This window comes from Rhodococcus jostii RHA1, assembly GCF_000014565.1.
GTDB classification, from domain to species: Bacteria; Actinomycetota; Actinomycetes; order Mycobacteriales; family Mycobacteriaceae; genus Rhodococcus_F; species Rhodococcus_F jostii_A.
In genome coordinates this window covers 7,142,330-7,159,530 of the sequence record NC_008268.1, presented here as the reverse complement: position 1 = coordinate 7,159,530, position 17,201 = coordinate 7,142,330, and the positions used below count along the sequence as shown (strand labels likewise).

19 protein-coding genes and 2 pseudogenes are annotated in these 17,201 nt (G+C 67.7%); 7 read left to right on the top strand and 14 right to left on the bottom strand.

Features of this window, described 5'->3' with window-relative positions:
* Positions 1 to 38: 38 nt before the first annotated feature.
* Both RHA1_RS54010 and RHA1_RS49580 read left to right on the top strand, forming a co-directional pair.
* Positions 39 to 200, top strand: a pseudogene (locus tag RHA1_RS54010) (MCE family protein); the annotation flags it as partial.
* 2 nt (positions 201 to 202) lie between these two features.
* Positions 203 to 382, top strand: a complete 180-nt coding sequence (locus RHA1_RS49580) for a hypothetical protein (RefSeq protein ID WP_016885013.1) — start codon at positions 203 to 205, stop codon at positions 380 to 382.
* 65 nt (positions 383 to 447) lie between these two features.
* On the opposite strand, the gene RHA1_RS32575 is transcribed toward RHA1_RS49580, so the two are convergent.
* The 3 genes and pseudogenes from RHA1_RS32575 to RHA1_RS49015 form a co-directional block, all read right to left on the bottom strand.
* Entirely contained in the window at positions 448 to 747 is a 300-nt protein-coding gene (locus tag RHA1_RS32575) for a maleylpyruvate isomerase N-terminal domain-containing protein (RefSeq protein WP_423816269.1), read from the bottom strand.
* 105 nt (positions 748 to 852) lie between these two features.
* Positions 853 to 1,308, bottom strand: coding sequence for an SRPBCC family protein (locus tag RHA1_RS32570; RefSeq protein ID WP_011598485.1), 456 nt, complete (start codon positions 1,306 to 1,308; stop codon positions 853 to 855).
* Between the two features lie 270 nt (positions 1,309 to 1,578).
* Positions 1,579 to 1,827 (bottom strand): annotated as a pseudogene (locus tag RHA1_RS49015) (hydroxylase); the annotation flags it as partial.
* Between RHA1_RS49015 and RHA1_RS32565 the strand changes: the two are divergent.
* The gene (locus RHA1_RS32565) at positions 1,723 to 2,583 is read left to right on the top strand and encodes a class I SAM-dependent methyltransferase (RefSeq protein WP_272942766.1); all 861 of its coding nucleotides are present in this window, start codon (positions 1,723 to 1,725) and stop codon (positions 2,581 to 2,583) included. The pseudogene RHA1_RS49015 and the gene RHA1_RS32565 sit on opposite strands and share 105 nt — an antisense overlap.
* A 289-nt stretch (positions 2,584 to 2,872) precedes the next feature.
* Here RHA1_RS32565 and RHA1_RS32560 read toward each other — a convergent pair whose 3' ends face one another.
* Positions 2,873 to 4,171 (bottom strand): MFS transporter, encoded by a 1,299-nt coding sequence (locus RHA1_RS32560; RefSeq protein ID WP_011598483.1) that lies wholly within the window; start codon positions 4,169 to 4,171, stop codon positions 2,873 to 2,875.
* A gap of 11 nt (positions 4,172 to 4,182) precedes the next feature.
* Between RHA1_RS32560 and RHA1_RS32555 the strand changes: the two genes are divergently transcribed.
* The 3 genes from RHA1_RS32555 to RHA1_RS32545 are packed head-to-tail and all read left to right on the top strand — an operon-like array spanning position 4,183 to position 6,309.
* Positions 4,183 to 5,097 (top strand): LysR family transcriptional regulator, encoded by a 915-nt coding sequence (locus RHA1_RS32555; protein ID WP_011598482.1) that lies wholly within the window; start codon positions 4,183 to 4,185, stop codon positions 5,095 to 5,097.
* Positions 5,094 to 5,855 carry a 2-phosphosulfolactate phosphatase gene (locus RHA1_RS32550; protein WP_011598481.1) on the top strand — a complete coding sequence of 254 codons (762 nt, stop codon included), beginning with the start codon at positions 5,094 to 5,096 and terminating at the stop codon, positions 5,853 to 5,855. Before RHA1_RS32555 ends, RHA1_RS32550 begins: the two co-directional genes overlap by 4 nt.
* 10 nt (positions 5,856 to 5,865) lie before the next feature.
* Positions 5,866 to 6,309, top strand: a complete 444-nt coding sequence (locus RHA1_RS32545; protein ID WP_011598480.1) for a phosphatase domain-containing protein — start codon at positions 5,866 to 5,868, stop codon at positions 6,307 to 6,309.
* Between the two features lie 75 nt (positions 6,310 to 6,384).
* Here RHA1_RS32545 and RHA1_RS32540 read toward each other — a convergent pair whose 3' ends face one another.
* From RHA1_RS32540 to RHA1_RS32530, 3 genes are all read right to left on the bottom strand, one after another.
* Positions 6,385 to 8,658: a polyribonucleotide nucleotidyltransferase gene (locus tag RHA1_RS32540; RefSeq protein WP_005240683.1), complete on the bottom strand. Its 2,274-nt coding sequence runs from the start codon at positions 8,656 to 8,658 to the stop codon at positions 6,385 to 6,387.
* Positions 8,659 to 8,970: 312 nt separating this feature from the next.
* The gene (rpsO, locus tag RHA1_RS32535) at positions 8,971 to 9,240 is read right to left on the bottom strand and encodes a 30S ribosomal protein S15 (RefSeq protein ID WP_005240682.1); all 270 of its coding nucleotides are present in this window, start codon (positions 9,238 to 9,240) and stop codon (positions 8,971 to 8,973) included.
* Between the two features lie 110 nt (positions 9,241 to 9,350).
* Positions 9,351 to 10,325 carry a bifunctional riboflavin kinase/FAD synthetase gene (locus RHA1_RS32530; RefSeq protein ID WP_025432373.1) on the bottom strand — a complete coding sequence of 325 codons (975 nt, stop codon included), beginning with the start codon at positions 10,323 to 10,325 and terminating at the stop codon, positions 9,351 to 9,353.
* Between the two features lie 176 nt (positions 10,326 to 10,501).
* Here RHA1_RS32530 and RHA1_RS32525 point away from each other — a divergent pair, with 176 nt between their 5' ends.
* The gene (locus RHA1_RS32525) at positions 10,502 to 11,215 is read left to right on the top strand and encodes a metal-dependent transcriptional regulator (RefSeq protein ID WP_029539443.1); all 714 of its coding nucleotides are present in this window, start codon (positions 10,502 to 10,504) and stop codon (positions 11,213 to 11,215) included.
* A gap of 4 nt (positions 11,216 to 11,219) precedes the next feature.
* On the opposite strand, the gene truB is transcribed toward RHA1_RS32525, so the two are convergent.
* From truB to RHA1_RS32490, 7 genes are all read right to left on the bottom strand, one after another.
* Positions 11,220 to 12,137, bottom strand: coding sequence for a tRNA pseudouridine(55) synthase TruB (gene truB / locus RHA1_RS32520; RefSeq protein WP_011598477.1), 918 nt, complete (start codon positions 12,135 to 12,137; stop codon positions 11,220 to 11,222).
* Between the two features lie 62 nt (positions 12,138 to 12,199).
* Complete coding sequence (npt, locus tag RHA1_RS32515) at positions 12,200 to 12,883, bottom strand: 4'-phosphopantetheinyl transferase Npt (protein ID WP_009479812.1); 684 nt, start codon at positions 12,881 to 12,883, stop codon at positions 12,200 to 12,202.
* Positions 12,880 to 13,809: a metallophosphoesterase family protein gene (locus tag RHA1_RS32510; RefSeq protein ID WP_011598476.1), complete on the bottom strand. Its 930-nt coding sequence runs from the start codon at positions 13,807 to 13,809 to the stop codon at positions 12,880 to 12,882. The genes npt and RHA1_RS32510 overlap by 4 nt, the downstream gene beginning before the upstream one ends.
* 1 nt (position 13,810) lies before the next feature.
* Entirely contained in the window at positions 13,811 to 15,199 is a 1,389-nt protein-coding gene (locus RHA1_RS32505) for an MATE family efflux transporter (RefSeq protein ID WP_011598475.1), read from the bottom strand.
* Positions 15,200 to 15,211: 12 nt separating this feature from the next.
* Entirely contained in the window at positions 15,212 to 16,213 is a 1,002-nt protein-coding gene (locus RHA1_RS32500) for a DHH family phosphoesterase (protein WP_011598474.1), read from the bottom strand.
* Between the two features lie 11 nt (positions 16,214 to 16,224).
* Positions 16,225 to 16,713: a 30S ribosome-binding factor RbfA gene (gene rbfA / locus RHA1_RS32495; protein WP_009479808.1), complete on the bottom strand. Its 489-nt coding sequence runs from the start codon at positions 16,711 to 16,713 to the stop codon at positions 16,225 to 16,227.
* Between the two features lie 114 nt (positions 16,714 to 16,827).
* Positions 16,828 to 17,118, bottom strand: coding sequence for a DUF503 domain-containing protein (locus RHA1_RS32490; protein WP_005240674.1), 291 nt, complete (start codon positions 17,116 to 17,118; stop codon positions 16,828 to 16,830).
* Positions 17,119 to 17,201: the final 83 nt, after the last annotated feature.

Genomic DNA, 17,201 nt, shown 5'->3' with positions numbered 1-17,201 from the left:
GAACTACTCGATGGTGCAACGACCGCATGAAAACGCATCTCGCGATCCAGCCGGACAAGGGGCAGCTGATTCCGTCCACCACGACGGCGCGGTTGCTGCCCGAGACGCTATCCGGCGAACGCTATGTGTCGCTGATCGTTCCCGAGGGAGACACGGCTCTGCCGATCCAGGCCGGCGGGACACGCTGGCGAACACGCTCGGCGTGCAGTTCATCAACCCGAAAGGTCGCTACCTGCCCAACCAGGACGAGCCGCGCCTGCTCGACAATCGCGGACCGGCTTGCTACGACGTCACCGGGGTCCCCGATCAGGTACCGGGATACGGAGCCCAGATCACGCCCGCAAGTTACGCGGGATCGAAGATGCAGGCGCCTCGACCATGAGGGGAACCGACGTGTCCTTCAGATGACGACCCGCGACCGTCGCCCGGGCCCCGGACCGCGGTTCGTCAGATCGCCGCCGCGACGCCACCTGACGAAGCCGAGCCAACGTCTCCTGCGGTGAGGCACCGCGCTCGCGTTCGACACCGCGGGCATTCTGGCGGTCGAAGTCCCAACCGCGCCCGCGCGAGACCGACCATGAAACCGAGGCGCGTCGTCCGAGCCGTGTCGACCAGGTGGGCGACCACGTCGTGCACCGTCCACTCGCCGCCGAGCGACGGCTCGTCCCACCGCGCCGCGTCGAGACTCCCGAGGTCGTCGACCAGCGCCACACGCTCCGCGTGCACCATCGACCAGACATCTTCCACAGCTCGCTCCTTCGGTCGGCCACATCGTATGCACGGTAAGACTCGTCGCGACACGGAATCTCATCGCTGCTCGGGGAACGACCGAATGAGAGCCGACCCACATGGTCAGCCGTCGATGGTGAGCGGGTCTGCGAGGTTGTCCAGGCTCGCCCGCACCGTCCGTGAGTACGCCTTCGCGACTATCGGGTCAGCCAGCTTGCCGAAGATTCCTCCGAGGCCACTTTCGCTGTCGGTCCGATAGGTGAACAGGGTGCCGCCGTCGACTTCCTCGAGCCTCGTCGTCGCGGTGAAGCCGACCTTGCTCTCCACCGACTTGGACGTGGCCACCTTCAACGGCTCGTACTCGACGAATTCGGTCACCCAGTCGAGGCGCCTACCCAGAATGCGGGTTACCCCGCGCCACCGGGTGCCCACCCCGAGTTCCCCGTCGGTGAGCTGCTCGCATTCAACGGTGGACGCCTCCCACGACGGCCAGTTCTCCGCGACGGTGACAAAACTCCACACTTCCGACGCAGGACGGGCGATGACGACGGACTGCTCGACAACCGGCATGGTGATCATCCTTCTGGTGATGGCTGGATCGGAGTCGACCTGCCTCGTCACGCTCCTCAGGCGATGTAGGGCCAGAAGACTGGAGACCGGTCTGTTTGATTTTCCCCTCTGCGCGGGGTCGCTGTCACTGATGGTTAGCGCATCAAAACGCTGGTGGCGGAGTAGACAAGCCCACGAAACGCCGACGAAACCGGTGCTGGATCGATCCGCCGAGGAGCAGAGATGATCGAACCACGACATCGGATCGCCGTACGCTTCGGAACACATTCGAGTTGGCCCGGAGTCCTCGCCCCACACCTCGTCCTGGGCCGTGCGGTCGAAGAACGCCAGTTCCCACGGGTGGACGCCGACGATGCCGCTCACCCAGCCCGCGGCCCCGTCGATGGCGCCGATGCCCATTGCGGTCTCGGCGAACTCGCGCGGATGCGATTCGTAGCCGCCGTACTCCGTGGGCTGGAGCATCCGTATCACTCCGGAGTCGCGCAACCGTTTCGCGGAGGTGTCGGACAGGCGCATCAGCTTGTCGCCGCCGAGAAGTACCACCCCGCTCGGCCCAGCTATCCGTCGGCGCTCTATGACGAACTCGTCCTCACGGCCGGACTGCGCCCAGGTGACTCGCTACTGGAGATCGGAGGAGGCTCGGGCAAGGCCACCGTCGAACTCGCGCGGCGGGGCTTCACCATCACGTCGGTCGAACTCGGGCATGAATTGGCAGCGATCGCGCGTGCGAATGTGGCGCCGTTCCCCAACGCCGAGGTGGTCTGCGCCGATTTCGAGCACTGGGAGCCGGCGCCAGGCATGACCTACGACCTCGCGTGCGCGGCAACCTCCTGGCACTGGATCGACCCCGCAACGCGATACATCAAGGCGGCCAGCCTCATTCGCCCCGGAGGGCATCTGGCGTTGTGGAGTGCACAACACGTGTTCCCGGAAGGTGGGGACCCGATCTTTCGAGAGATCCAGCCCGTCTACGAGGAGATCGGCGACGGTCTCCCGGATACCGCGACGTGGGCGCGCCCGGGTGAGCTGGCCGATCATCAGGCCGAAATCGAGGAGAGCGGGCTCTTCGACAGCGTCGTGGTGCGTAACTTCGACTGGGAAGTCAGCTACGACGTGGACGGCTACATCGACCTTCTCGACACCTTCTCCGGCCACATCGCCATGGCGAAATGGCAACGGGAACAGCTGTACAGCGAGATTCGTCGTCGAGTTGCCGAGCGGCCCGAACGCCGCATCCGGCGGCACTTCGGTACAGTCCTGCACATTGCCCGCCGCCGCAGCTGATCTTGACGCATTTTCGTGCCAGACGGCCGACAACCCGACCGACTCTCCGGTCAAGCCCGAGGCGAATCACAGGCTTCGGTGTGGCCGTCCAACGCACATAGGCGAAGGCGGCTTGGTTCCGCGCCTCCGAACAGTGCGACTGCCAACCCCAGAACACCTCCGCTGCCGGCCAACACCGCACCGAGCATGAACATTCCACTCATCAGACCCTCCCCTCTGTCCTGTCCCCATTACAGCAGGCCCCCACCCGGACACGGGCTCCGGCCTGCGACGGATCCCAACTCCCGTTTCAGCAGGATTCGACGGCAACGACGCGACGCGCGGTTGTCGACGGGAGGAGCGCGAGGACGAGGGCCAGCACCGTCAGGACGAGGACCAGGACGGCCACGTAAAGCCATTGTCCGTTCGCCCAGGCGATTCCTCCGACCCAGCCGAACAGGCTGGAGCCGGCGTAGTAGGAGACGTTGTACAGCGCCGTCGCCTGTGCGCGACCCGTTTTCGCGTGGGCGACCATCCCGGATGCGACGGCATGGCCGACGAAGAGTCCGCCGGTGATCGCGGCCACGCCGAGGAGGATCAGGACCAGCGGTCCGGCGACGCTGAGCATCGCCCCGCCCGCCATGAAGGCGCAGGCCGACACGAGTACGGTTCGGTGACCGAACCGGCCCACCAACCAGCCGGCGGCGCGAGAGCCGGCCGTGCCCGCCAGGTAGGCGAGAAAGATCAGCGACACCACCGTGGGCGCGAGGTGGTACGGAGCGGCCTCGAGCCGGAAGGGAAGGTAGTTGAAGACGGCCACCATGCCGCCGACGAGTAGCGCACCGATGCCGAACAATGCCAGCAGGCGGGTGTCCCGCAGGTGGATGACAAGGATCCCGGTGGACGGGACGGGCGCTCGCCGCCCCCGTCCCGCGGGTAGCAGCGCGATCAGGATGGCCATGAGGATCGCGAGACCTACCCCGAGGATCGCCAGTGCCGGGCGCCACCCGAGGTGATCGGCGACCGGGACGACCAGAAGTCGACCGCTCAAGCCACCCAAAGATGTTGCTGCCACGTAGGAACCGGCCAATGCTGCGGTCCGCGCCCGGGCCGCGACCTCGTGGAGAAGTGTCATCGCCAGCGCCGGGAGTCCCCCGAGCGCCACCCCTTGGACGAATCGTCCCGCCACCAGGGCGTCGAACGTCGGGAGCCAGGGGACGGCCACGGCGAGCAGTCCCGCGGTTGCCGCCGCGTACCGCATCGCGGTGGGGCGCCCCACCCGATCCGAGAACCGGGCCCACGGCAGAACCGACAACGCCAGTCCGAGCGTGGCCGCCGACACCAGGAGGGAAGCCTGCGCCGGGCTCACGGACGCGTCGTGCCCGATCTGTGTGAGGAGCCCTTGAGGGGCGTACATCAGGGCAAAGGTCGCCACGCCGGCACACCACAGGGCCGCCGAGAGTCGGCGGTCCGGATTGCCCGTCGGCGGCGTGTTCCGCAGGGCAGCCGCTGCGCGGGTGGCCTTCCTCGTGAGGTCTGTGGCGGACATGAAGTCGACGTTAGATCCGAAGAACTGATGAATCCAATGCAGAACCATCCATCCACTCATACAGTTGAGTCATGAATAGCGAGACCGTCAAGGCGCTGTTGCCGCACCTCCCCGTCCTCGTCGCCCTCGGCGAAGTCGAACACGTCACTGTCGCTGCCGCGATGCTCGGGATGCCCCAGCCCACGGTCAGCCGGATAATCCGCCGACTCGAAAAGCAACTCGACATCCCACTCCTGGAACCGGACGGCCGCGGCGTGCGCCTGACCGATGCCGGCCGGACACTGGTGCCTTACGCGCAACGCGCACTCGCGGCGGTGGTCGACGGCCTCGACGCCGTGCAGTCCGAAGACCGACAGGCGCGGGCCACCGTTCGCGTCGCCTTTCAGATGACGCTCGGCGAGCACCTCGTGCCCGAGTTGATTCGCACCGTCCGCGCGACGGATCCGACGATCCGGTTCGTCCTCAGTCAGGGCGCGCGCCGTACGTGCCTGGACGCCCTCCTCAACCGTGAGGCCGACATCGCGCTCGCCTCCCGTCTCACCCCACCGCCCGCGGGCCTCACGGTCACGCCGCTGTTCGAACAGCCGCTCGTCGTCCTGGTGCCCTCCGAGCACCCGCGGGCCACCTCGACCTCGATGACGATCCGGGACCTCGCCTCCGAGCCGATCGTCACCCTCAAGCCGGGCTACGGGCTGCGGGGATCGCTCGACGACCTGTTCGCGCGAGCCGGTGCCCTACCCACGATCGCGTTCGAAGGAGAGGACGTGCGCACCGTGCACGGCCTGGTCGCATCCGGCTTGGGTGTGGGCATCGTGCCGGCCACGGACACTCCCCCACCCGGGTGCGCGCAGATTCGCCTCGACGATCCCCGAGCCTTCCGCGACATCGGTGCCGCGCGCCTACCCGGTCCCCCGAGCGCCGCGGTCACCACGGTTATCGCTGCCCTCACGACGCTCACGTCGACGGAGCACAGGGAGACGACGTGAACCGCGAACATCTCCAGCTCGATTACGGCCTCCGCTTCGACTGGGGCCTGCCGGGGGCGAAAGCCATCGGCGCAGACGCCGACATCGCGGTCGTGGTGGACGTCCTGTCGTTCACCACCACCCTCACCGTTGCGCTCGACGCCGGCGTCGACGTCCTCCCCTACCGGTGGAACGACGATTCCGCCGAACGCTACGCCCGTGCCTCGGACGCGGTCCTCGCCGTCGGACGCGGCCGGGCCACGAACGGGCAGATCAGCTTGTCGCCGAATACGATTCGGCGATCCGACGCGCCGCGCAGGTTGGTGCTTCCCTCGCCGAACGGGTCGAGCATCAGCTTCGAACTCGGCGCCGGAACCGGCGTGTGCGTCGGAGCGTCCCTACGGAATGCGACCGCGGTCGCCGGCTGGATCGCCCGGCACCGCACCTCGACGTCGGTGGTGTCGGTGATCGCCGCCGGGGAGAAGTGGCCGGCCGGCGAACTCCGGCCGGCGATCGAGGATCTGTGGGGCGCGGGCGCAGTGCTGTCCGCTCTGACGGCGATCGGTCGGGGCGCAGACGCTTCGCCGGAAGCGCTGGCGGCCATGACCGCCTGGCGCGGTGTCGCGGACACCCTCCCGCAGTCCCTCGCGGCGTGTGCGTCGGGACGGGAGTTGCGCGCCTCGGGATACCCGCAGGACGTCGCAATCGCCGCCGAGGTGGACCGGAGCACCGCCGTCCCGGTCCTCGAAGATCGCGTCTTCCGAGCGGCTGCGCAATAGAGTGAGCGCCATGTTCGATACCTGGGACGCCGACGCTCCTGGAGTCCTCCGCCTGCCGTCCGGGCGCCTGGTCCGCGGCCGGGGGCTGAGGCGACCACTCCCCGACGGTCCCCTCCCCGATTTCGCCGTCTACCTGCTGGGGCGGACACCGCCGCCGGTGCAGTGGGACTCACGGTGGGTCCGCTGGCCCGATTTCGCGTTGCCGCGGGACCGCGACGACACCCTCGATGCGCTGGGTGAGGTGTGGCGCCGCGCCCCGATGGAACGGGTGGAGGTGGCATGCGGGGGCGGTCGCGGCCGGACGGGCACAGCCCTCGCCTGCATCGCCGTGCTCGACGGGGTCGCGGCGCGGGACGCCGTCGCGTACGTCCGGCAGCACTACCAGCGTCACGCGGTCGAGACACCGTGGCAGCGTCGGTATGTCGGACGGTTCACCGCGGCACCGACCTCCTGACCCACCCCACACGAAGACGCCGACGGCCCCGCACGAGATTCGTGCGGGGTCGCCGGCGTGAGGACCGGGAGAAGGCTACTTCTCGGCGGCCGCCTCTTCGCTCTGCTCGGCCGGAGCCGCAGCACCGTCTTCTTCGACGGGGATCAGCGAGATCTTGCCGCGGTTGTCGATGTCGGCGATCTCGACACGCAACTTCGAGCCGACGCTCACGACGTCCTCGACCTTGGCAATGCGCTTGCCGCTGCCCAGCTTCGAGATGTGCACCAATCCGTCGCGGCCGGGAAGGAGCGACACGAACGCACCGAAGGCGGTGGTCTTGACGACCGTGCCCAGGAAGCGCTCGCCGACCTTCGGCAGCTGCGGGTTGGCGATGGCGTTGATCATGTCGATCGCGGCCTGCGCGGACGGGCCGTCCGTCGCACCGACGAACACGGTGCCGTCATCTTCGATGGAGATGTTGGCGCCGGTCTGCTCGGTGATGGAGTTGATCATCTTGCCCTTGGGGCCGATGACCTCACCGATCTTGTCGACGGGGACCTTGATGGCCGTGACGCGCGGGGCGAACGGGCTCATCTCGTCGGGGGTGTCGATGGCCTCGGCCATGACCTCGAGGATCGTCGCACGCGCATCCTTGGCCTGCGACAGCGCGCCGGCGAGGACCTTGGACGGGATGCCGTCGAGCTTGGTGTCGAGCTGCAGGGCCGTGACGAAGTCCTTCGTGCCCGCGACCTTGAAGTCCATGTCGCCGAACGCATCCTCGGCACCGAGGATGTCGGTGAGCGCGACGTAGCGGGTCTCACCGTCGACCTGGTCGGAGACGAGGCCCATGGCGATACCGGCGACCGGAGCCTTCAGCGGCACACCTGCGTTGAGCAGTGCGAGCGTCGACGCGCACACGGAACCCATCGAGGTGGAGCCGTTGGAGCTGAGCGCCTCCGAGACCTGACGGATGGCGTACGGGAATTCCTCGACGCTGGGCAGCACGGGCATGAGTGCCCGCTCCGCCAGCGCGCCGTGACCGATCTCGCGGCGCTTCGGCGAACCGACGCGTCCCGTCTCACCGGTGGAGTACGGCGGGAAGTTGTAGTGGTGCATGTACCGCTTGGTCGTCTCGGGTCCGAGGGAATCGACCTGCTGCGCCATCTTCACCATGTCGAGGGTGGTGACACCCAGGATCTGGGTCTCGCCGCGCTCGAACAGAGCGGAACCGTGTGCACGCGGAACGATCGCGACCTCGGCCGACAGCGAACGAATGTCCGTGATGCCACGGCCGTCGATGCGGAACTGGTCGCGCAGGATGCGCTGACGGACCAGCTTCTTCGTCAGCGAACGGAATGCCGCGCCGAGTTCCTTCTCGCGGCCCTCGAAGTTCGGGGCGACCTGCTCGAGAACCTCGACCTTGACCTCGTCGGTCTTGTCGTCGCGCTCCTGCTTGCCCGCGATGGTCAGTGCCGCGCTGAGCTTCTCCGCTGCGGCGGCCTCGACGGCTGCGAACACGTCGTCCTGGTACGCCGGGAAGACGGGGAAGTCACCGGTGGGCTTGGAGGCCTTGGCCGCGAGCTGCTGCTGCGCGGTGCAAAGGCGGGCGATGAACGGCTTGGCGGCCTCGAGGCCCTCGGCCACGATCGCCTCGGTGGGAGCCTGTGCGCCACCGTCGATCAGGGAGATCACGTTGTCGGTGGCCTCGGCCTCGACCATCATGATCGCGACGTCGGCATCGTCACCGCTGCCGGAGACGATGCGGCCGGCGACGACCATGTCGAAGACGGCGTTCTCGAGCTGCTCGACGGTGGGGAATGCGACCCACTGGCCGGCCTTGTTCTCGTCCGAGGTGATGAGCGCGACGCGCACACCGCCGACGGGTCCGGAGAACGGCAGTCCGGCGATCTGGGTGGAAGCGGACGCGGCGTTGATCGCGACCACGTCGTACAGGTCCTGCGGGTTCAGGCTCATCACCGTGACGACGACCTGGATCTCGTTGCGCAGACCGTCGACGAACGACGGGCGCAGCGGGCGGTCGATCAGGCGGCAGGTCAGGATCGCGTCCGTGGAGGGACGGCCCTCACGACGGAAGAACGAGCCGGGGATACGGCCCGCCGCGTACATGCGCTCCTCGACGTCCACCGTCAGGGGGAAGAAGTCGAAGTGCTCCTTGGGGTGCTTGCTGGCGCTCGTCGCGGACAGCAGCATCGTCTCGTCGTCCAGGTAGGCGACGACGGCGCCGGCTGCCTGCTGCGCGAGGCGACCGGTCTCGAAACGAATGGTGCGGGTTCCGAAGGACCCGTTGTCGATCACGGCGGTGGATTCGAACACGCCCTCATCGACCTCTACTGCGGAATTCTCTGTCATCTCTTCTTTTCACTTCCCTCTCGTCTTCGCCGTACCCGCGGGGGCGTTCTCACCCTCCTGGCGAGAACTGCGCACCTGAGGGACATCCCCCTCTCGAGTTCTCGGGATGTCGCTGTGCGGAGGCGGCCGTCGATCGAAGTCCCCCGGACCGTGTCCGGAAGACCACTACCGAAGACCGACACCACATTCTCGGGTGCATACGGTAGTGCTGCCCTCGGCAGCTAACGCCGATAGCCAGCGAGGCCCAGTCTAAGCAAGGCCCCGCCGGCTACCGGAGTGATTTGCGATCGAAATGACCGCTGTGTACGAAACTCAGCGACGCAGGCCGAGACGCTCGATCAGCGAGCGGTAACGCTCGATGTCGACCTTCTGGACGTACTTGAGCAGACGACGACGGCGTCCGACCAGCAGCAGGAGGCCGCGGCGGGAGTGGTGGTCGTGCTTGTGCATCTTGAGGTGTTCGGTGAGATCGACGATGCGCTTGGTGAGCATGGCCACCTGCGCCTCCGGCGAACCGGTGTCGGTCTCGTGCAGGCCGTACTCGCTCAGAACCTGCTTCTTTTCTTCGGTGGTCAATGCCACTGGTTCACTCCTGGTGATGACGTTCGCGTGCAAGGATCGAAACTCGGCGCGGCCACCGCGAACCGCAGCGCACGCCAGCCGTCTACTTTACCAGCTGAAACGGGCCGGCTTTACCGCACGTCCTCCGACGCCGCCAGGATCGCACGCGCACGCTCGGCGTCCTTGCCCATCGCGACGATCAGGTCGTCGACCGAATCGAATTTCTCCATCCCGCGGAGCCGCTCCACCAGATCGACGGCCACGTGCTGGCCGTACAGGTCGGCTTCCCGGTCGAGGACGAAGGCCTCCACCGTGCGCGTCCGCCCGGAGAACGTGGGATTGGTGCCCACCGACACGGCGGCCATGTACCGCTCGCCGGAGGTGACCGTGCCGAGGTCGACTCCGTGTCCGAGCACGGTGAACCAGGCGGCGTACACGCCGTCCGCGGGAATCGCGGCATACATGGGCGGCGCGACGTTCGCGGTCGGATAGCCGAGCTGCCGTCCACGACCGTCGCCGTGAACGACGACACCCTCGACGCGGTGCGGACGGCCGAGGGCCTCCGTCGCGGCGGCCATGTCGCCGGCGTCCACGCACGACCGGATGTAGGTGGACGAGAACGTGACCGCGTGCTCTGCGAGCAACGTCACACCGTCGACCGCGAACCCGAACCGGTCGCCGATCTGACGCAGCAGGTCGACGTTGCCCGCAGCCTTCTTGCCGAACGTGAAGTTCTCACCGACGACGACATCCGCCACGTGCAGGCGCTCCACGAGGATCTCGTGGGCGTATCGCTCCGGCGTCAGCTTCATGAATTCGGCGGTGAACGGCATGACACAGAACACGTCGATCCCCAGCTCCTCCGCGAGCTCCGCCCGGCGGGCGAGCGTCGTGAGCTGGGCGGGATGACTGCCCGGACGAACCACTTCCATCGGATGAGGATCGAAAGTCATGAGCACGCTGGGTATTCCACGCGTGCGGGCAGCCGCCACCGCTCGACTGATCAGTTGGGCGTGACCTCGGTGCACGCCATCGAATACGCCGATCGTGAGAACACAACGACCCCAGTCGGCAGGAACCTCGTCGAGACCACGCCATCTCAGCACGAGTGGCAGCCTACGGTGCCGCGCGCCGATGTTCATCTCCGGACCGGGTGTCCGGCCGCCCCGCGCGTCGGCGAAGCGCCACGACCTCGCGGTTCGCGGTCACCCGGGCCGTCCCCCGGAGACGGATCAGGTGTGTCGATGTGTCTCGCCGGTAAGACTTGCCTAAGCTCGATGGCGTGGCCGTGAACAAGAATGACCAGAGCGTGACCGAGGACTCGACCTCCGAGACCGGGGCTCTCTCGGCAGTGGCGCAGGACTACCTCAAGGTCATCTGGACCGTTCAGGAGTGGTCGCAGGAGCGGGTGTCCACGAAATTGCTCTCCGAGAAGATCGGGGTGTCGGCGTCCACCGTGTCGGAGGCCATCCGGAAACTGTCGGACCAGGGTCTCGTCGATCACGCCCGGTACGGGTCCATCGCCCTCACCGAGGCGGGGCGCGTCGCCGCCGTCGGAATGGTCCGCAGGCACCGCCTCATCGAGACGTACCTGGTGCACGAATTGGGATACGGCTGGGACGAGGTGCACGACGAGGCGGAGGTACTCGAACACGCCGTCTCGGATCTGATGATCTCCCGGATGGACGCCAAGCTCGGCCATCCCGAGCGCGATCCGCACGGCGATCCGATTCCCGCGGTCGACGGCTCGGTGCCCACTCCCCCTGCACGCCAGCTCAGCGACTTCGTCAACGGCGAGAGCGGCCGCATCGCCCGGATCTCGGACTCCGACCCGGCGATGCTGCGGTACTTCGACTCGGTCGGGGTTGCGCTGGACGTCACGATCACCGTGCTGGAGCGACGCGACTACGCCGGAACCGTCTCGATCCGGCTCGGCTCGCACGACGACTCCGTCGAGCTCGGAAATCCCGCAGCCCAGGCCATCTGGCTGGTGTGAACCGCTACCTCAGGGTCGCGGGGCGGACCACCATCACCGAACTGGCCCGCCGTCCACGTTCCTGGAGCAGCGCGATCGTGTGCCCGCTCGGATCGATGGCGGCGTAGACGCCCTTGATTCCGATCGGCTCGAGCCACCGGCCCTGACTGATCGATTCGGCCTCGTCCGCGTCGACCTGCCGGTGCGGGAACGCGGTCTGCGCGGCGGCGTCGATGTCGAGGCTGACCCCCGGCTCCTCGGCGAGCTGTTCCAGCGTGCGCGCGTGCTCGAGCGTGAACGGTCCCACCCGGGTCCGTCGCAGCGAGGTGAGATGCCCGCCGACGCCGATCAGCGCGATCCCCAGATCACGCGCAAGCGCCCGGACGTACGTGCCGGAGGAACATTCCACCTCGACGTCGACGTCGACGAACGCGCCCTCGGTTCGCCTCGCGACGACCTCGAACCGGGACACCGTGACCGAACGGGGAGCGAGTTCGAACTCCTCGCCCGCACGGATGAGTGCATGCGCCCGCCTGCCGTCCACCTTGATGGCGCTGACGCTCGACGGGATCTGCTGGATGTCTCCGGTGAGGGTGTGCACCTGCGCGGCGATCTCCTCGTCCGTCACGCCGGACGCATCGGCCGACGCCACGACCTCGCCCTCGGCGTCGTCGGTCGTGGTGGCCTGACCCAGCCGGATCGTGGCCGTGTACGCCTTGGTGGTCAACGCGAGGAACCCCAGCAGCTTCGTCGCCCGCTCCACACCGAGCACCAGCACCCCGGTGGCCATCGGGTCGAGAGTGCCCGCATGCCCGACCTTCCGAGTGCCGAGCAGCTTGCGGCACCGGGCCACCACGTCGTGGCTGGTGACGCCCGCATCCTTGTCGACGATGAGCAGTCCGGCGCCGACGAGACCGGAAGAGGGCTTTTCACGTGCAGACACGAGGTCCGATTCTGCCAGCCGACGTCACCGCACCGAAATCAGTGCACCGCACAGTACCGAAATCAGTGCACCGCAATGGCGGTGATGATCAGGCCGTCGGACACCATCCACCGTCCGTCGAACGACGCCAGCGGTGGGCCGTCGACGGTCTCTCCGGAGATCAGGAGATCCGAATGGAACGTGCCCGTGCCGTCCCCGGACGCCTCGAACGTGATGTGCGCGTCCTCGAACCCGAGCCACCGGGCGGTGAGCGGGAACCACGCCTTGTACGTGGCCTCCTTGGCGCAGAACAGCAGCCTGTCCCGGTGCACCGGACCGCCGGTGGCGGAGCGCCACTGCCCGGAGTCCGCCGCGCCCGACAGCCAGTCGCGTTCGGCGGGCAGGCTCACCGCGTCCAGCACACCGTCGGGCAGCGCCTCGTGCGGTTCGGCGTCGATCCCCACGGACCGCACCTGCATGGCGTAGCCGAGCACCGCGCCGCGGTAACCGTCGCAGTGGGTGAGGCTTCCGACCACCCCGCGCGGCCACACGGGGGAACCCTTGTCGCCCCGCAGAACAGGGGCCTGGTCCACGCCCAGCTTCGTCATCGCCAGGCGGGCGCAATGACGTGCGGTGGTGAACTCGCGGCGCCGCTTCTCCACCGCCCTGCCGATGAGCGCCTCCTCCTGCGGGTGCGGACGCAGGCCCGGCGGATCTTCGAACAGTTCCGACGACACCACACCGGCAGGCAGAATTCTCTCGATCACAGGGCCCCCCTCGCCCGCATCTTCTCCACTTCGGCTTCCTGTTCGGGGGTGACCTTGAAGTGGCCTCCCCACTTGTTCAGCGTTCCCGGCGGGTACTCCGGCACCGGGAGGATCTGTCGCAGGAGGCGGTCCGGGAGTCCCCGCCGCTGCCACTCCCGCGGGTAGCCGAGCGACACCTCTTCGAACCGCACCCCGTCGTAGTAGGTGGTGCGCGGAATGTGCAGATGCCCGTACACGGCGCAGACGGCGTTGTACCGGGTGTGCCAGTCCGCGGTCAGTTCGGTACCGCACCACAGGGAGAACTCCGGGTACCACAGCACCTGCGTCGGTTGACGCACCAACGGAAAGTGGTTGATCAGCACGGTGCGGGTGCCCGCGGGCAGGGCGTCCAACCGGGCCTTCGTCGTCTCGACGCGGCTGCGACACCAGGCATCCCGGGTTCCGTACGGTTCGCTCGACAGCAGGAACTCGTCCGTGGCCACCACGTTCTTCTCGCGCGCGATCGCGAGACCTTCCTCCTTGGTGGTGGCACCGTCGGGCAAGAACGTGTAGTCGTACAGCAGGAACATCGGGGCCAGGGTGATCGGGCCGTCCTCGGCCTCCCACACCGGGAACGGATCCTCGGGGGTGATGACGCCGATCTCCCGGCACATGGTGACCAGGTAGTCGTAGCGGGCGGCGCCGTGGATCTGCACCGGATCCTTCGCCGTCGTCCACAGTTCGTGGTTGCCGGGAACCCAGATGACCTCGGCGAAACGACTGCGCAGGAGTTTCAGCGCCCATCGGATGTCGTCGGTCTTCTCCGAGACGTCGCCCGCGACGATCAGCCAGTCCTCGGGCGAGTCGGGATAGATGTCCTCGGTGATCGGGCGGTTTCCCCGGTGCCCCACATGGACGTCGCTCACCGCCATCAGTTTGGGTGCCACGTCAACCACCTTTCCGATCGTGTTCCGCCGCGGGATCGCTGTCCGATCCGTGTCGTGTCTGCAGGTCGGCCCCGACCACTGCCCACCGGCCCGTTCCGACGCGCCATACGACCGCGAGCATCCGAAGAATTATGAACACCGTGAGTCCCGTCCAGATTCCCGCAAGACCCCAGTCGTGCAGCATCGACAGCCAGATCAGTGGAAGGAATCCGACCAACGCGCAGGACAGCGTGGCATTCCGGAGGAAGGCGACGTCGCCGGCCCCGAGCAGTACGCCGTCGAGGGCGAACACCACTCCGGCGACCGGCATGATCGCGACGAAGAACCACCAAGCCACCGCCATCTCGTCGAGCACGGCCTGATCGGAGGTGAACAGTTCGGGGATCACCCCGTGGCCGAGGGCGAAGATCAGGGCGAGCCCTGTCGCGAAGACCGTGGACCATCGGGTGATGCGCCACGACAGTCGCGTGGCGCCCTTGGCGTGTCCGGCGCCCAGCGCGGCACCGACCAACGCCTGTGCGGCGATCGCCAGGGAGTCGAGGGTGAGGGCGACGAGGTTCCACAGCTGCAGCACCACCTGGTGGGCGGCGACCGCCGCCGCACCGAACCGGGACGCGACGGCCGCAGCCGAGAGGAAGCACGCCTGGAAGGCCAGGCTCCGGAGGATCAGGTCTCGGCCGAGCACCATCTGGGCGCGCATGACGCTCCATCGCGGACGTAACGGCACCCGCTCGACCACCAGCGCTCCGACGAACAGGCTCGCGGACAGCGCCTGACCGATAACGTTCGCGACCGCCGAACCCTCGAGTTCCAGCCGCGGCGCGCCCCACAATCCGTGCACCAGCACCGGGCAGGCCACGGCCGACACGACGAGACCGGCGATCACGAAACGGAGGGGCCGCACCGTGTTCTGCACGCCACGCATCCACCCGTTGCCCGCCATCGCGACGAGGATCAGCGGGGCCCCGAACACCGCGATCCGCAGCCAGCTCTCGGCGGCCGCCGCGATGTCGGAGCCGCCGGCGATCGCCGAGGTGACCGGCCGCGCGAACAGGTGGACCAGCGCGATCACGAGCGCGCCGATGCCCAGTGCCAGCCACGTGGCCTGCACGCCCTCCCGGACCGCGCCGCGCTCGTCGCCGGCACCGTGCATGCGGGACGCGCGCGCCGTTGTGCCGTAGGACAGGAACGTCAGCTGCGTGCTGACCTGGGCGAGGATGAGACCGCCGACGGCGAGACCCGCGAGCGCCAGAGCGCCCAGCCGACCGACGACGGCGATGTCGAAGAGCAGATAGATCGGTTCGGCAGCGAGGACACCGAGCGCGGGCAGCGCCAGCCCGAACACCGTCCGGGCGGTCGCGTCGCCCGTGACTTCTGAGACGTCAGCCAACGAATTCGGACCTCAGCCGAGCGATTCGACGAGCGAGGTCACGATCTCGTCCGCAGAGCACTCGGCCGTGTAACCGGCGGCGAACCGATGACCGCCGCCGCCGAGATACCCGGCGACGACCGACACGTCCACGTCGGACTTCGATCGCAGCGACACCGACCAGGTGCCGTCCACCGCCTCCTTGAGGACTGCGGCGACCTCGGCCTCGGACGTCGTCCGGACGATGTCGATGACGCTTTCGACCTCCTCCGAGCGGAGGTCTCCGATGTAGGCCTGCCGGATGACGGCGTACACCAGTCCCCGCCCTCCCGCTGCGTCGGGGACGAGCGTCGCCGATCCGAGCACCGAGGACAGCATGGGCAGCCAGCCGAACGGGTGGGTGTCGAGCAGGCGCCGCGCGATGCGGGCTCCGTCGATTCCGGTGGCGAGCAGCCTCTCGGCGAGCGTGTGGGTGCCGGGCTGCACCCAGCGGAACGAACCGGTGTCGGTCACGAGTCCCGCATACAGGCAGTGCGCGAGGTCGGCGTCGATGTCCACACCCCACAGGTCGAACATCTGCGCCACGACAGCGGTCGTCGATTCCGCGGACTCGTCGATCAGGTTCATGCGACCGAAACGGGTGTTGGACCGGTGGTGATCGATGACGAGGGTGTTGCCCGCGTTCGCGAGCCGGTCGGCGAGCTTCCCGAGACGCCCGGCACTGCCGCAGTCGACGGTCACGAGCAGGTCGACGTTGCGGCGCACCTGATCCGCAGGCACCAGCAGGTGGGTGCCCGGCAGTTCCCGCATCGACTCCGGCAATTCGTCGGGCGCGCCGAACGCTACCTGTACCGGAATCCCTTTGCGCTCGAGCACCAACGCCAGGGCGAGTCCACTGCCGATCGTGTCGGCATCGGGTTGGACGTGACACAGAATCGTCACCGACGTCGCGTTCTCGAGAACGGCGACCGCCTGCGGCAGAAACACCTCGCGACGATCGAGATCAGACAGGGACGTCTCCTGAGTGTGGGTCATGTCGGTGCGTGTCAGTCCGCCTGGCGGGAACCGGAGGGCTCGTCGACTTCCGCGTCGTCCGCGTCCTCGGCTCGGGGCTCCTTGTACGGGTCGGGGTCACCGGCCGGGGACGCACCGGCCGCGACACGCGCGACCTCGTCGTCGGCGGCGCGAGCGCGGGCGAGGAGTTCCTCCATGTGCCGTGCGGTGTCGGGGACGGTGTCCGCGACGAACGTCAGCGTCGGAGTGAACCGGACTCCAGTGCCTGCGCCCACCTTCGAGCGCAGAACGCCCTTCGCCTTCTCCAGCCCCGCGGCTGCGGCGGCGAGGTCCGGTTCGGACTCGAGGTCGGCGCCCATGACGGTGTAGTACACGGTGGCGTCGTGGAGGTCGGCCGTCACCTTGGTATCGGTGACCGTGACGAACGCCAGGCGAGGGTCCTTGATTTCGTGGTCGATCGCTGTCGCGACGATCGTGCCGATGCGCTTGGCGAGTTTGCGTGCCCGGGCGGGATCCACCATGACAATCAGACTCCTCTCCCTGGCCGCTGAATAAGTTGTGAAGTTGCGTGTGTAGCTGTAGTTCATTCTGCACGCCGGGCCGCAGATGCGGCGGGGCGGGCAGGGCACTCCGAGTCAGTCCTCGGGGCCGAAAATCCGTCGCCGGACTGCAAGGAGTTGCAGTTCCGGCAGCTCGGCGACGTGCCGTTCGCACGTGTCGAGTACCTCGTGTACGTGATCGACCGCCGAACTCGCCATCGTGACACCGAGCATCGACCGGCGGTACCGATCCTGTTCCCCGGTCTCCGCCGCCGAGACGCCGTAACGTCGCAGCTCCGCCAGAACCGGTTTGACCATTGCACGCTTCTCTTTCAGAGATCGCACGTCACCGAGCAAGATGTCGAGCTCGAGCGCACCGACGTACAAACTTTCCTCCTTCGGGGAGACGTGCGCTCCCCCGGCCGAGTCGATCGGCCAGGGAAGCGCACGCCGGATGACGCTGCTGCGTC